We start from the raw sequence: 12,762 nt of genomic DNA, 5'->3' as shown, positions 1-12,762 counted from the left end.
GCCATGACCACCAGCCACCTCGGCGAGGCGTACGCCGGCTATCTGGACCACCTCGCCGACGCCGACGAGTACGCCGCGACCGACCTGGCGATCGGCCTGCTCGACGCGGGCGTCCCGGCGGAGCGGGTGCTGCTCGACCTGGTCGCGCCGGCCCAGGCCGAGGTGGGCGAGCGGTGGGCGCGCAACGAGTGGAGCGTCGCCCAGGAGCACGCGGCCACCCACATCAGCGAGCAGGTGGTGGCGGCGGTGTCCGCGCACGTCAGGCCGAGGCCCACCGGCGGCCGGGTGGTGGTCGCCTGCATGGACGGCGAGTGGCACGCGCTGCCGCCCCGGCTGGTGGCGGAGGTGCTGCGGTTACGCGGGTGGCAGGTGACCTTCCTGGGGGCCAGCGTGCCCGCGGCGCACCTGGTGTCGTATCTGCACCGCCACGACGCGCACGCGGTCGCGCTGGCGTGCGCGCTGCCGATGCGCCTGCCGTACGCCCACCGGATGATCGAGGCCTGCCGCCGCTCGGACGTGCCGGTGGTGGTCGGCGGACGCGGGTTCGGCACGGACGGCCGGTGGGCGCACCAGCTCGGGGTGGCCTGGGCGCCGGACGCGCCCTCGGCGGCCGAGCTGATCAGCGACGAGCGGGCCCTGCGCGGGGCGCCACCGGCACGGCTGGCCCACCTTGCCGACGACGAGTACGCCAGCCTGGTGCGCCGTCGCGGTGAGCTGATCGACAGCGCGTTGGCGGAGCTGCGGGAGCGGGTGCCGGCGACACGGGCGTACACCGCCGCCCAGCTCGACGCGACCGTGAGCGACCTGGGCCACATCGTGGACTTCCTGGCCGCGGCGGTCTACGTCGACGACGCCTCGTTGTTCACCGAGTTCGTGCAGTGGCTGGCGGGGATCCTGACCAGTCGTGGGGTGCCGGTCGGGGCGATCGCCCTGCCGCTGGAGCACTACGCCACCGCGCTGCGGGACTTTCCCCGGGCGGCGCGGGCACTGGCGCTGGGATGCGCGGCGCTGCCCGGCCCAGCCCGCTGACCGACCCGCCGGCGCCACCGGATCGATCACCGCGCGCGGCGGCGCGCCAGTCAGCTCTGCGTATACTTGCCGGACTGCAAACGTCCCACCCGAGGGTGGAGCGAGGGGGAGAAACGGTGACGTTCAGCGTCAGCTACGTCGAGCGCGACGGTGGTGGCGCCTGCCTGCGGCTCGCGGGCGAGCTGGACCTGAGCACCGCCCCCGAGCTGACCGCCGCGATCGACCGGCTCACCGCGGCGGGCGAGACCCGGGTGCTGCTCGACCTGACCGACCTCACGTTCTGCGACTCCACCGGGATGGCCGTGTTCGTCCGGGGTGACAACCAGGCGGCGGCCGACGGGGGTTGGCTCCGGCTCACCGGGGCCAACGGGCGGGTCGAGCGGGTGCTACGGGTGACCGGCCTCGCCGACGTGTTGCGCTACGAACCGGAGTCGGTCGACCCGGCGTCCCGCGCCGCCTCCTGATGGGCTAGATTTCCCCGCCAGCATTTCCCCGCCAACGCGGTGACCGTCAGGGTCCCGTCCCCGCCGACTCCGAGGCAGGTAGTGATGGGCGCAGACAGCCCGCAGCCGGTACGCATCCTGGTGGTCGACGACGACCCGGGCGACGTGCTGATGATCGAGGAGGCGCTGGCGGACTCCGACGTCGACAAGATCATCGACGTGGTGAGTGACGGCGAGGAGGCGATGGAGTTTCTCCGCGCCGAGGGCCGGCACGAGCAGGCCCGCCGCCCGGACGTGATCCTGCTGGATCTGAACATGCCGCGGATGGACGGTCGGCAGGTGCTCGGGGCGGTCAAGCAGGACGAGGATCTGCGGACCATCCCGATCGTGGTCCTGACCACCTCCAACGCCGACACCGACATCGTCGGCAGCTACACGTTGCAGGCCAACGCGTACGTCACCAAGCCGATCGACCTGGACGACTTCAACGACGTGGTCCGCCGCATCGACGAGTTCTTCGGCCGGGTCGTCGTGCTGCCCAAGCGCGGCTGACGCCTGCGCCACCTGCGCGCATGCTGAACATTTTTCCCGAACCCCCTCGGCGCGAGCGGTCCCGGCCGAGGATCCAGGTGGGGAAGTAACAGCAGCTGCCTGGGGGGCGACAGTATGAGGTTCTCCGTCGTTGAGACCGGTTACGACCAGCGGCAGGTGGACTACTGCCTGGACGAGTTGGGGATCCGGTTGTCCCGGCTCGCGACGCGGGCCGAGGGCGCGGCCGGGGCGACCCGCGAATGGGACGAGATCCGCCAGGAGGCGGCCTGGCTCAGCGGGCTCCTGCAACGACTGGACCTGGGCGACGCCACCGCCACCCGGCACGCCGGTGACGCGGTGCGGCGCGAGGCCGCCGAGATCCTGGCCCAGGCCCGCGTCGAACTCGACGAGGCCCGCGAGGAGGCCCGGCGGGTGCGGGAGCGGGCGTACGCGGAGGCCGTGCAGGCCCGACGTGACTTCGAGGCGGCGCTGGACGCCCGTCGACGGCGCGAGGCGCGAGTGGACGAGATCCTCAGCCAGGTGACGGTCGACCAGATACCCGCCGACACCCCCACCGCGGCTGCCGGCGTACCCGGCAGTCGGGTCGGTGTCGCCGGCCTGGACGCGGGCGCGGAGCCGCCGCCCGGCCGCCGCTGAGACGCGTGGGCCCGGAGTCCCGGCTCAGGCGGTGAGCGCCTCCGCGACGGTGGTCGCCCGGTCCTCGTGCTGGGCGTACGCGTCGGGGTAGGCGGAGATCTGCACGGCCTGGGCGGCGGCGGTGACGCTCATGTCCTGCCAGCCGGGGATCTCGTTGAGCGCCGTGTAGAACGCCCGCGCGGCGTACGACGGGCGCATCAGCTCGGCCACCGTGCCCCAGCCGCTGCTGGGCCGCTGCTGGAACAGCCCCACCGAGTCGTGGTCGGAGCCGCTGCCCTGGTTCGGGTACTCCGCCGACTCCGGGAGGACGTCGCTGGCCAGGTTGTAGAGGTTGCTCTCCTGCATGGCGGTCGCCAGTGCCACCACCAGGGCGCGGCGCGGCATCTTCATCTCCAGGCCGACGTCCACGATGGTTTTCGCGTTGTCCATCTGTGCCTGGTCGAGGCCGGCGACCGGCCGGGGGCGGCGGGGCTTGACCGGCTTCTTGGGCGCCTTGCGGACGACGGTGGGAGTGGGTGTGGGCTTCGCCGTCGGGCTGGGCGGCAGGATCCGCGCGGGGGCCGCGTCGCGGTCCAGCGACCGGGAGGCGCGCTCGTCGGCGATGGCGGCGCGGTCGGCCACCGCCTCGGCGAGCGGCTCGACGGTACGGGCGGTGTCGTCGTTGCCTCGCGCGGTGGCGACCGCGACGAGGCTGAGACAGCAGGTGACGCCGGTGGCCAGCGCCACCCGCACCGGGGTCGAGCCCAGCAGGGCCCGCCGCGGCGTTTCGGCAGCGCGGTGACGGCCGATCGTCCGTTCGGTTGATGCGGCGTCGTCCGAGAGGGTGCTCGGGTGCGCGTCGGTCAGCTTCTGGGCGGAGGGGTCGTCGGGATGCACCTGCCGAGGCTAAAGAGCCAAATGCCCGATGCCACCAGCCCGTAGAGTGGCATGCGCCACAATTTGCCCTGATCATGCCGACTTTAGTTCACAAAGCATAGGCGAAGCTGATCAACCTCGCGGATCACTCCAGACGGTTATTCCCGACTTGCCGGGTGAATACGGTCGCGCTGCCAGCCTGCCGGTCAAGCCCGCAGCCATACCAGGCGGTTCATCCGAACAACCGATGCACACCTCCACCAACCGGCCCCCCGCCGTCCCGCAAAGCGCCCGCAGCGCCAGCACCGCCCCACCATCCCCTCCCTGCTCCGCGATCTTGCACTTGCTGTCGCGACATCGGGGGCAATCCCCCTGATATCGACGACCGAAAGTGCAAGATCGGCGCGGTGGGAGGGTGGGGCGGTGGGGCGGTGGGGCGGGCGCGGGCGGGGTGGGGCGTTAGTGTCGGCCGTTTTCGGCTGGGGTGACGGTTAGGCGGTGTCTGCTGGTGTCGCTGCTGGAGAACGGCCAGAGCCGATCGGCGTACTCGACCAGGTCGGCCAGTTGATCTCTGCTCAGGCCGGCTGAGGAGATCTCCGCGTGCACGTCGGCCCGGTATCGGCCGTCGTTGTCCCGTCCCAGCTTCGCCTCGGCCCGGACCTGCACGGTGTGCGCCTCGTCGGTGATCTCCCCGGCCACCTCCACCGCGGCGTGGTGCAGGCAGGAGGCGAAGGCCGCGGCCAGCAACTGTTCCGGGGTCAGCCCGGTGCAGTGCGGCGCCAGCGGTGAGGCCAGCGCGGTGGAGAGCCCGCCATCGTCGGTGCGTACGTGACCGCCCTCGGCGGTCGCTGTGGCCTCACGCAGCCAGGAACTCTGATCCGGCATCGCGTTTCTCCCGTCGCTCACCAGGCCGGCTACCCCGCCGCCGGCCGGCGAAACGCTGTGCCGCCCGACGAACCCCGCCACCGCCAACCAAACGTCCGTGGGTCGCGCGGTCAGCGCCCGGAGGACAGGTTCGGCTCGTGGGCCACCGCCACCGCCTCGGTGGCCTCCGCGGCGGCCCGTTCGGTCCATGGCGACGTCGCGACCGACCGGCGGCTCGTCGGGATCGTCATCGGCACGTACACCCGGGCGTCCACGGCCTCGGCCAGCAGCAGCGCGGCGACCAGGCTGGTCGGACGCTGTTCGGGGTCGTCGGCGAGGCAGGAGTGGCACAGCTCGGCGACCTCCGGCGGGAGCCCGGTGATGTCGGGCAGCGGCTCCGGTGGCTGACGGCGGCGGACGAGCAGCAGTTCGCTGGCGGTCGCCGCGCGGTAGGGCAGGCGGGCGGTGAGGCTGTAGTAGAGCAGCACGCCGAGGGCGTACATGTCGGCGGCCGGGGTGGCCGGCGCCTCGTCCAGCTGTTCGGGCGCCAGGTACGCCGGCGTGCCCAGCACCATTCCGGTCGGCATCGGGTCCGGTGCTCCGGCGGCGATGGCGATGCCGAAGTCGAGCACCTTCACCCCGGCCGGGGTGAGCATGACGTTGGCGGGCTTGACGTCCCGGTGCACGATGCCCTCGGCGTGCGCGGCGGCCAGCGCGGCGGCGACCTCCGCGCAGACCCGCACCGCGATCTGCCAGTCCAGCGGGCCGGCGCGCAGGTGCACGGCGAGCGTCTCACCCTCGGCCAGCTCCATGACGATGTAGGGCACCGGTCGGCCGGGCCACGTCGAGGAGGTGCCGAAGTCGTGCACGCTCGCCACGTTGGGGTGCTCCAGGCGGGCCGCCGACCGGGCCTCCGCGCGGATCCGGTCCACCGGGCCGTCCCGGTCGTCGTGACCAGGCGAGATGAGCTTCACCGCGACCGGCCGGTCCAGCACCTGGTCGTACGCCCGCCACACCTCGGACATCCCACCCACGCCGATGCGCTGTTCGAGCCGGTACCGCCCGTCCAGCATGCGCATCGACCACTCCTCGTCCTGGCCCCGCCGACGGCGGGTGCTCAGATGGCGGTACCCGAGCGCCGAACTGGGCAAACCGGAGCCCGATTCGGGGGCGGGCGGCCCCGCGCACCTCGCTGCGCCAAGGCGGCGGGTGCGGTAGCTTGCGAGCCAGAGCCGGTGTCACCGATTGTGCCGGCACGGTCACCCGAGGGGACGCCGCGATGAGCGAGGTCACCGTACGCTTCGTCGGCGGGCCCGCGGACGGCCTGGTCCGGCTGCTGCCGGCCGGGTCGGACGGCGCCCCACCCCAGCGTTGGATCATGCGGCACCCGGACGGCACGGGCCCGGTGCAGCCCGGCCCCGACCACCTCTACGAGCGCGACCGGCCCGACGAGGCCGGCGGCTGGAGCATGCGCTTCGTGCGCACCGACGCGTACGGCGTATCCGAGTGACCACGAGGCGGGTCTGACCGGTGGCGTCGCGGCGGCCCGGTCGCACAGCTGGCGCACAGCTTCCGCAGGGGCGTGGCACAGGTGTCGCGGCCACGCTGGGGCCCATGGTCATGAACGGGCAGGCCGCGCCGAGCCGGATCGAGCTGCGTCGCCCCGACGGTGAACCCGTCCGGGTGCTGGTGGTCGACGACGAACCCACGCTCACCGACCTGCTGTCGATGGCCCTGCGCTACGAGGGTTGGCAGGTCCGTACCGCCGGCAACGGCATGGCGGCGTTGAGCACCGCCCGACAGTTCGAGCCGGACGCCGTGGTGCTCGACGTGATGCTGCCCGACCTGGACGGTTTCCAGGTGCTGCGTCGGCTGCGCGAGTACGCCCCCACCGTGCCGGTGCTCTTCCTGACCGCCCGCGACGCGGTCGAGGAACGCATCGCCGGGTTGACCGTCGGCGGCGACGACTACGTCACCAAGCCGTTCAGCCTGGAGGAGGTGATCGCCCGGCTGCGCGCGCTGCTGCGCCGCTCCGGGCTCGCGATCGCCGCCCGGGAGGAGGCGGTGCTGACCGTCGGTGACCTCAGCCTCGACGAGGACAGCCACGAGGTCCGCCGGGCCGGCCAGCTCGTCACCCTGACCGCTACCGAGTTCGAGCTGCTGCGCTACCTGATGCGCAACCCGCGCCGGGTGCTCAGCAAGGCGCAGATCCTCGACCGGGTGTGGAACTACGACTTCGGCGGCCAGGCCAACGTGGTGGAGCTGTACATCTCGTACCTGCGCAAGAAGATCGACGCCGGCCGGGCACCGATGATCCACACGTTGCGCGGCGCGGGCTATGTCCTCAAACCCGCCGAGTAGGCGCCGCCCGCTGCGGGCCGCCCGGGGGTGGCTGGCCGGGCGCTCCCTGCGTACCCGACTGGTGTTTGCCCTGCTCGCGCTGCTGGCGTTGGTCAGCGTCGCCATCGGGGGCCTGACCACGGTGGCGCTGCGGCACTTCCTGATCGACCGGTTGGACGCCCAGTTGGCCCCGGCGACGGGCATGCGGGGCGACCGTCCCGGTCGGCCGGCCTTCCCCGGCAACGGACTGGGCGGCATCCCGCCCGGGTTGCCGTCCGGCGCGGTGGTCGCCGAGATCGCCGACGGCCGGGTGACCGGCGCCCGGACCCTGACCAACAGCGCCTCCAACGCGTTCCCCGACCCGCAGGCGGTCCCGGTGGGGGAGGTCGCCGCGCTGGCGGACCTGCCGGTCGACGCCAGACCGCGCACCGTCGACCTCGGCGACCGTGGTGACTACCGGGCCGTGGCCCGGCAGTACTGGGACGGCCGGGTACGTGTCGTCGCGGTTCCTCTCTCCGGCGTCCAGGAGACCGTCTGGGCGCTGGTCGCCGCGCAGGCAGCCGTGGCCGCCGTCGGGCTGGTCATCGCCGGTGCCGCCGGAGCGCTGATCGTGCGGGCGACCCTGCGACCGCTCAACCGGGTGGCCGCCACCGCCACCCGCGTCACCGAGCTGCCCCTGGACCGTGGGGAGGTCGCGCTCGCCGTCCGGGTGCCGGCCGCCGACACCGACCCGCGCACCGAGGTCGGTCAGGTCGGCGCGGCGCTGAACCGGATGCTGGGCCACGTCGCCGACGCGCTCTCCGCCCGGCAGGCCAGCGAGACCCGGGTACGCCAGTTCGTCGCCGACGCCAGCCACGAGTTGCGGACGCCTCTCGCGGCGATCCGCGGCTACGCCGAGGTGGCCCGGCGCGGCCGCGACGAGGTTCCCGCCGACGTGGCGCACGCGTTGCGCCGGGTGGAGTCGGAGAGCACCCGGATGACCAGCCTCGTTGACGACCTGCTGCTGCTGGCCCGCCTCGACACCGGCCGTCCGCTCGCGGTCGAACCGGTGGACCTGACCGCGCTGGTGGTGGACGCGGTCAGCGACGCGCACGTCGCCGGCCCCGAACACCGCTGGCAACTCGAACTGCCCGAGGTGGCGATCCGGGTGCCCGGCGACGCCGCCCGACTGCACCAGGTGGTGGCGAACCTGCTCACCAACGCCCGGGTGCACACCCCGCCCGGCAGCACGGTCACCACCACGCTGGCCGTCGACGCCGCCAGCGCCGTTCTCACCGTCGCCGACGACGGGCCCGGGGTGCCGGTGGAGCTGCAACCGGAGGTGTTCGAGCGGTTCGCCCGCGGCGACAGCTCCCGGTCCCGTGCGCACGGCAGCACCGGCCTCGGCCTCGCCATCGTCGCGGCGGTGGTGGAGGCCCACCACGGCACGGTCGGGGTGCAGAGCCGTCCAGGTCGGACAGTGTTCACCGTCCGGCTGCCCAATCCCACAGCTGACGCATAGTCTGCGCACGGGGTCGCGCCAGCCCAGCCGCCGAGGCTGGCCGCATGGACAGAACAGAGACCCTGCCGACGGCACCCGCCGCACCCGAGCCGCCGCCTGCCACCCGCCCCGAGGAGCACTCGCCGCCGACGCGCCGGTCACCGGCCTGGGCCCGGCCCGCGCTGGCGATCCTGCTGCTCGCCACCGGCCTGCTCTACCTGTGGGGGCTGGGCGCGTCGGGCTGGGCGAACTCGTTCTACGCGGCGGCCGTGCAGGCCGGGTCGGTGAGCTGGAAGGCGTTCCTCTACGGCTCGTCGGACGCCGCCAACTCGATCACCGTCGACAAGACACCCGCCTCGCTGTGGCTGATGGCCCTGTCCGTCCGCGTCTTCGGGCTGAACAGCTGGGCGATGCTCGTGCCGCAGGCGCTCTGCGGGGTCGCCTCGGTCGGTGTGCTCTACGCGACAGTGAAGCGCTGGTACGGGCCGGCCGCCGGCCTGATCGCCGGCGCGGTCCTCGCGGTCACCCCGGTGGCGACGCTGATGTTCCGGTTCAACAACCCCGACGCGCTCCTGGTCCTGCTGCTTGTCGCCGGGGCGTACGCCACCGTGCGCGCGCTGGAGACGGCCAGCACCCGGTGGATCGTCCTGGTCGGTGTGCTGGTCGGCTTCGGCTTCCTCACCAAGATGTTGCAGGCGTTCCTGGTGGTGCCGGTCTTCGCCGGCGTCTACCTGCTGGCCGCGCCGACCGGGCTGTGGCGGCGGGTCCGGCAGTTGCTGTTGGCCGGGCTGGCGGTGGTGGTCTCCGCCGGCTGGTGGGTGGCGCTTGTCGAGCTGGTGCCGGCCAGCGCCCGCCCGTACGTCGGCGGTTCGCAGGGCAACAGCATCCTGGAGTTGACCCTCGGCTACAACGGCCTCGGCCGGATCACCGGCGAGGAGGTCGGCAGTGTCGGCGGCGGTGGCGCGCGGCCGGGTGGCGGCGGTGGCCCGTTCTCCGGGCAGAGCGGCGTGCTGCGGATGTTCGGCGGCGAGATCGGTGGTCAGGTCTCCTGGCTGCTGCCGGCCGCGCTGATCCTGCTGGTGGTCGGCCTGCTGCTCGCCGGGCGGGCGGCCCGCACCGACCGCACCCGGGCCGGGTTGCTGCTGTGGGGCGGCTGGCTGCTGGTCACCGGCCTGATCTTCAGCTTCATGTCCGGGATCTTCCACGCCTACTACACGGTGGCGCTCGCACCGGCGATCGGCGCGCTCGTCGGCATCGGCGTGACGCTGCTCTGGCGGCAACGCCGGCTACCCGCCGCGGCGACGCTCGGCGGCACGCTCGCGGTCACCGTCTGGTGGGCGTGGGTGCTGCTCGGGCGCAGCCCCGACTGGTACCCGTGGCTGCGGACCACGGTGCTCGTCGCCGGCCTGGTCGGCGCGGCGCTGCTGCTGCTGGTCACCCGACTGCCCCGCCGTTTGGTGCCGGTGGTGCTGGGCCTCGGGGCGGCGGTGGCCCTCGCCGGCCCGGTGGCGTACGCGGTGCAGACCGCCGCGACCCCGCACACCGGGTCGATCCCGAGCGCCGGCCCGTTCGTGGCGGGCGGGTTCGGCCGGGGCGGCTTCCCCGGTGGACGACCGCCCGGCATGGAACTGCCGACCGGCGGCCAGTTCCCGGGCGACGGCCAGTTCCGGGGCGGCTTCCCCAGCGGTGGTCAACTTCCCGGCGGCGGCCAGAACGGCAGCGGCCAGAACGGCAGCGGCCGCAACGGCGGCGGCCAGAACGGCGGCGGCCAGAACGGCGGTCAGGGGCCAGGCTTCCCCGGCGGTGGCCGCAACGGTGTGCCCGGTTTCCCGGGCGGCGGCCAGGCCCCCAGGGCCACCGGTGGCCAGGGGCGCTCGGCTGGTGGAGGCATGGGAGGGCTGCTCGACGCCCGCGAGCCCAGCGCCGCGCTGCGCGAGCTGTTGGAGCGCGACAGCGCCGACTACACCTGGGTGGCGGCGACCATCGGCTCGAACAACGCGTCCGGCTACCAGCTCGCCACCGGCGAACCGGTGATGCCGATCGGCGGTTTCAACGGCAGTGATCCGTCACCGACGCTCGCGCAGTTCCGGCGGTACGTGGCCGACGGGAAGATCCACTACTTTGTGGGTGGTGGTGGCTTCCGGGCCAACGGGGGCAGCTCGGCGTCCCAGGAGATCGCCGCCTGGGTCACGGAGACGTTCACGGCGCAGACCGTCGACGGGGTCACCGTCTACGACCTCAGCGCCGCTAGGCAGGCGTCGTGACCACGCTGGGTGGACCACGGGCCGCCATCCGGGCCCGACCCACCGCCGCCGTGCTGGACGTGGTGATCCCGGTCTACAACGAGGAGGTCGACCTCGGGCCGTGCGTACGGCGGCTGCACGCCCACCTGAGCGCACACTTCCCGTACCCGTTCCAGATCACCGTCGCCGACAACGCCAGCGTCGACGACACCCTGAAGGTGGCCGACGGCCTGGCCGGTGAGCTGCCCGGCGTCGAGGTGCTGCACCTGGACGCCAAGGGTCGGGGAAGGGCGCTCTCCGCCGCCTGGTCGGCGTCGTCCGCCCCGGTGCTGGCGTACATGGACGTGGACCTCTCCACCGACCTGGCGGCGTTGTTGCCGCTTGTCGCGCCGCTCATCTCCGGCCATTCCGACCTGGCGATCGGCACCCGGCTGGCGCGTACCTCACGGGTGGTGCGCGGCGCCAAGCGGGAGGTGATCTCACGGGCCTACAACCTGCTGCTGCGCGGCGCGTTGGCGGCGCGGTTCTCCGACGCGCAGTGCGGGTTCAAGGCGATCCGTTCCGACGTGGCCGCGGAGCTGCTGCCGTTGGTGCGGGACACCGGCTGGTTCTTCGACACCGAGCTGCTGGTGCTCGCCCAGAGGGCGGGGCTGCGCATCCACGAGGTGCCGGTGGACTGGGTCGACGACCCGGACAGCCGCGTCGACATCATCGCCACCGCCCTGGCCGACCTGCGTGGCGTGGGTCGGCTGGGTCGGGCGCTGCTGACCGGCGCGCTGCCCCTGGCCGACCTGCGCGCGCAGCTCGGCCGGGCGCCGCTGGCCGCGCCGGGTGCCCAGGCGGGCGGAACGCCGCTGACCGGGCCGCCTGCCGAGCCGGGCGGAACGCCGCTGACCGCGCCTCCTGTGCGGCCGGGGCCGGCGCTGCCGGGACAGGTGCCGGTCGGGTTGCCCCGGCAGCTGTCCCGGTTCGCGGCGGTCGGGGTGGCGAGCACGCTCGCGTACCTGCTGCTGTTCGTGGCCACCCGGGGCCTGCTCGGCGCGCAGCCGGCGAACCTGCTGGCGTTGTTGGTGACCGCGGTGGCGAACACGGCCGCGAACCGGCGGCTGACGTTCGGCATCAGCGGACGCCGCCACGCCGCCCGGCACCACGCGCAGGGGCTGCTGGCCTTCGCCCTCGGTCTGGCGTTGACAAGTGGCGCGTTGGCGGTGCTGCACGTCGTCTCGGCCGTGCCGGCTCGGCCGGTGGAGCTGGCCGTGCTGGTGGCCGCGAACCTGGCCGCCACCGTGCTGCGGTTCGTGCTGCTGCGCCTCGGCATGCACCACCGCCGTACCTGAGGCGCCGGCCGGTCAGCCGCTCAGCATCTCGGTGAGGACCTCGACGACGCGGCGGGTGTGCCGCCCGTCGGGGTCCTCGTCGGGGTTCAGGTCGGTCACGCTCATCCCGAGCAGCCGGTCGGCGCGGGCCAACGGCGTGACCAGCGCGATCAGGTCCGCCCAACGCGGCCCGTCCGGCTCGCGGTAGGTCACGGCGGGCAGGTCGCGCGGGTCCACCACGTCCAGGTCGAGGTGCAGCCAGGCCGGCCCGTCGCCGTCGGCGGCCAGGCCCGCGCCGACCGTCGCCGCGCCCCGGCGCCGCAGCTCGGCGGCGTTGACCTGGCGGATCGCCGGGTCGATCCGGGCCGCCTCGACCCGGCTGCTCTCGTCGGTGGCCGGGCGGTGCCCGAGCAGGTGGACGCGGCTCGGCTCGATCAGCGCGCCGGTCGGCCCGACGGCGGCGGCGGGGCCGTACCCGGTGACCACCGAGAGGTCCATGTCGGCGGCCTCACCGGTCGGCGAGGTCGTGCCGTCGAGGAAGTCCGGGTGGGCGTCGACGAACCACAGGTCGGTCGCCGGGGGCAGGGCTCGGCAGATGCCGGGCAGGATCGCGCAGTCTCCGCCGAGCACCAGTGGGCGGTGGCCGTCCGCGATGAGCGCGCCGATCCGTGCCGCGATGGCGCCGCCGGCCCGGACCAGGCCCGCCGCGCCGATCACCCCGCTCGCCGGGTCGCGGTTCGGGGCGCGCAACCGCGCCTCGTCGATCTGCCCGTCGTCGTCGGCGGTCAGGGCCTCGCGCAGGCCGGCCCGGCGCAGCGCGGTGGGGGCCCGCTCCTCGCCGCGGCCAGCGCCGGAGGAGTCCAGCGGCGCGTCCACCATCATCCAGCGCACGTCCGCAGCGTACCGGCGCGGTCCGCCGTCCCGGCCGCATTCTGTGGCGAGGCTGGGAGTACGCCGATGTGCCCTCGACGGCGACAGGGACCGGCGTACGGTGATGGACAAGT

13 protein-coding genes are annotated in these 12,762 nt (G+C 73.8%); 9 read left to right on the top strand and 4 right to left on the bottom strand.

What is annotated here, in order from left to right; all coding sequences use genetic code 11:
• The first annotated feature begins 3 nt into the window (after positions 1-3).
• The 4 genes from ACFYL6_RS10890 to ACFYL6_RS10875 all read left to right on the top strand — a co-directional run bounded on the left by ACFYL6_RS10890 (position 4) and on the right by ACFYL6_RS10875 (position 2,660).
• Entirely contained in the window at positions 4-1,029 is a 1,026-nt protein-coding gene (locus ACFYL6_RS10890; RefSeq protein WP_387170413.1) for a B12-binding domain-containing protein, read from the top strand.
• A 116-nt stretch (positions 1,030-1,145) separates the two neighbouring features.
• Entirely contained in the window at positions 1,146-1,493 is a 348-nt protein-coding gene (locus tag ACFYL6_RS10885; RefSeq protein ID WP_387170071.1) for an STAS domain-containing protein, read from the top strand.
• Between the two features lie 84 nt (positions 1,494-1,577).
• Entirely contained in the window at positions 1,578-2,024 is a 447-nt protein-coding gene (locus ACFYL6_RS10880) for a response regulator (RefSeq protein WP_210818485.1), read from the top strand.
• A gap of 114 nt (positions 2,025-2,138) precedes the next feature.
• On the top strand, positions 2,139-2,660 hold the full coding sequence (locus ACFYL6_RS10875; RefSeq protein WP_387170069.1) for an ATPase: 522 nt from the start codon (positions 2,139-2,141) through the stop codon (positions 2,658-2,660).
• Positions 2,661-2,684: 24 nt separating this feature from the next.
• Here the strand turns inward: ACFYL6_RS10875 and ACFYL6_RS10870 are convergent, their stop codons facing one another.
• From ACFYL6_RS10870 to ACFYL6_RS10860, 3 genes are all read right to left on the bottom strand, one after another.
• Positions 2,685-3,536, bottom strand: coding sequence for a hypothetical protein (locus ACFYL6_RS10870; RefSeq protein WP_387170067.1), 852 nt, complete (start codon positions 3,534-3,536; stop codon positions 2,685-2,687).
• Positions 3,537-3,974: 438 nt separating this feature from the next.
• Positions 3,975-4,400, bottom strand: a complete 426-nt coding sequence (locus ACFYL6_RS10865; protein WP_196922768.1) for an OsmC family protein — start codon at positions 4,398-4,400, stop codon at positions 3,975-3,977.
• A 110-nt stretch (positions 4,401-4,510) separates the two neighbouring features.
• On the bottom strand, positions 4,511-5,458 hold the full coding sequence (locus tag ACFYL6_RS10860) for a serine/threonine-protein kinase (RefSeq protein ID WP_387170064.1): 948 nt from the start codon (positions 5,456-5,458) through the stop codon (positions 4,511-4,513).
• A 200-nt stretch (positions 5,459-5,658) separates the two neighbouring features.
• Between ACFYL6_RS10860 and ACFYL6_RS10855 the strand changes: the two genes are divergently transcribed.
• The 5 genes from ACFYL6_RS10855 to ACFYL6_RS10835 all read left to right on the top strand — a co-directional run bounded on the left by ACFYL6_RS10855 (position 5,659) and on the right by ACFYL6_RS10835 (position 11,779).
• Positions 5,659-5,889 (top strand): hypothetical protein, encoded by a 231-nt coding sequence (locus ACFYL6_RS10855; protein WP_091408172.1) that lies wholly within the window; start codon positions 5,659-5,661, stop codon positions 5,887-5,889.
• A gap of 104 nt (positions 5,890-5,993) precedes the next feature.
• On the top strand, positions 5,994-6,740 hold the full coding sequence (locus tag ACFYL6_RS10850; protein WP_387170062.1) for a response regulator transcription factor: 747 nt from the start codon (positions 5,994-5,996) through the stop codon (positions 6,738-6,740).
• A gap of 31 nt (positions 6,741-6,771) precedes the next feature.
• Positions 6,772-8,220 (top strand): sensor histidine kinase, encoded by a 1,449-nt coding sequence (locus ACFYL6_RS10845; RefSeq protein ID WP_387170411.1) that lies wholly within the window; start codon positions 6,772-6,774, stop codon positions 8,218-8,220.
• A gap of 44 nt (positions 8,221-8,264) precedes the next feature.
• Positions 8,265-10,463: an ArnT family glycosyltransferase gene (locus tag ACFYL6_RS10840; RefSeq protein ID WP_387170060.1), complete on the top strand. Its 2,199-nt coding sequence runs from the start codon at positions 8,265-8,267 to the stop codon at positions 10,461-10,463.
• Positions 10,464-10,468: 5 nt separating this feature from the next.
• The gene (locus tag ACFYL6_RS10835; protein ID WP_387170409.1) at positions 10,469-11,779 is read left to right on the top strand and encodes a glycosyltransferase; all 1,311 of its coding nucleotides are present in this window, start codon (positions 10,469-10,471) and stop codon (positions 11,777-11,779) included.
• A gap of 12 nt (positions 11,780-11,791) precedes the next feature.
• Here the strand turns inward: ACFYL6_RS10835 and ACFYL6_RS10830 are convergent, their stop codons facing one another.
• Positions 11,792-12,640, bottom strand: coding sequence for an arginase family protein (locus tag ACFYL6_RS10830; protein WP_387170407.1), 849 nt, complete (start codon positions 12,638-12,640; stop codon positions 11,792-11,794).
• Positions 12,641-12,762: the final 122 nt, after the last annotated feature.

The organism is Micromonospora sp. NPDC007208, assembly GCF_042869175.1.
Classification (GTDB): domain Bacteria; phylum Actinomycetota; class Actinomycetes; order Mycobacteriales; family Micromonosporaceae; genus Micromonospora; species Micromonospora foliorum.
The sequence above is the reverse complement of the archived record's forward strand: the minus strand, read 5'-3'. Positions and strand labels throughout refer to the sequence as shown.

Excerpts from the sequence above, each read along its gene's own strand:
- ACFYL6_RS10875 (WP_387170069.1), top strand. The coding sequence starts at position 2,139 with ATGAGGTTCTCCGTCGTTGAGACCGGTTACGACCAGCGGCAGGTGGAC.
- ACFYL6_RS10890 (WP_387170413.1), top strand. The coding sequence starts at position 4 with ATGACCACCAGCCACCTCGGCGAGGCGTACGCCGGCTATCTGGACCAC.
- ACFYL6_RS10880 (WP_210818485.1), top strand. The coding sequence starts at position 1,578 with ATGGGCGCAGACAGCCCGCAGCCGGTACGCATCCTGGTGGTCGACGAC.
- ACFYL6_RS10850 (WP_387170062.1), top strand. The coding sequence starts at position 5,994 with ATGGTCATGAACGGGCAGGCCGCGCCGAGCCGGATCGAGCTGCGTCGC.
- ACFYL6_RS10830 (WP_387170407.1), bottom strand. The coding sequence starts at position 12,640 with ATGATGGTGGACGCGCCGCTGGACTCCTCCGGCGCTGGCCGCGGCGAG.
- ACFYL6_RS10860 (WP_387170064.1), bottom strand. The coding sequence starts at position 5,458 with ATGCGCATGCTGGACGGGCGGTACCGGCTCGAACAGCGCATCGGCGTG.
- ACFYL6_RS10840 (WP_387170060.1), top strand. The coding sequence starts at position 8,265 with ATGGACAGAACAGAGACCCTGCCGACGGCACCCGCCGCACCCGAGCCG.
- ACFYL6_RS10855 (WP_091408172.1), top strand. The coding sequence starts at position 5,659 with ATGAGCGAGGTCACCGTACGCTTCGTCGGCGGGCCCGCGGACGGCCTG.
- ACFYL6_RS10865 (WP_196922768.1), bottom strand. The coding sequence starts at position 4,400 with ATGCCGGATCAGAGTTCCTGGCTGCGTGAGGCCACAGCGACCGCCGAG.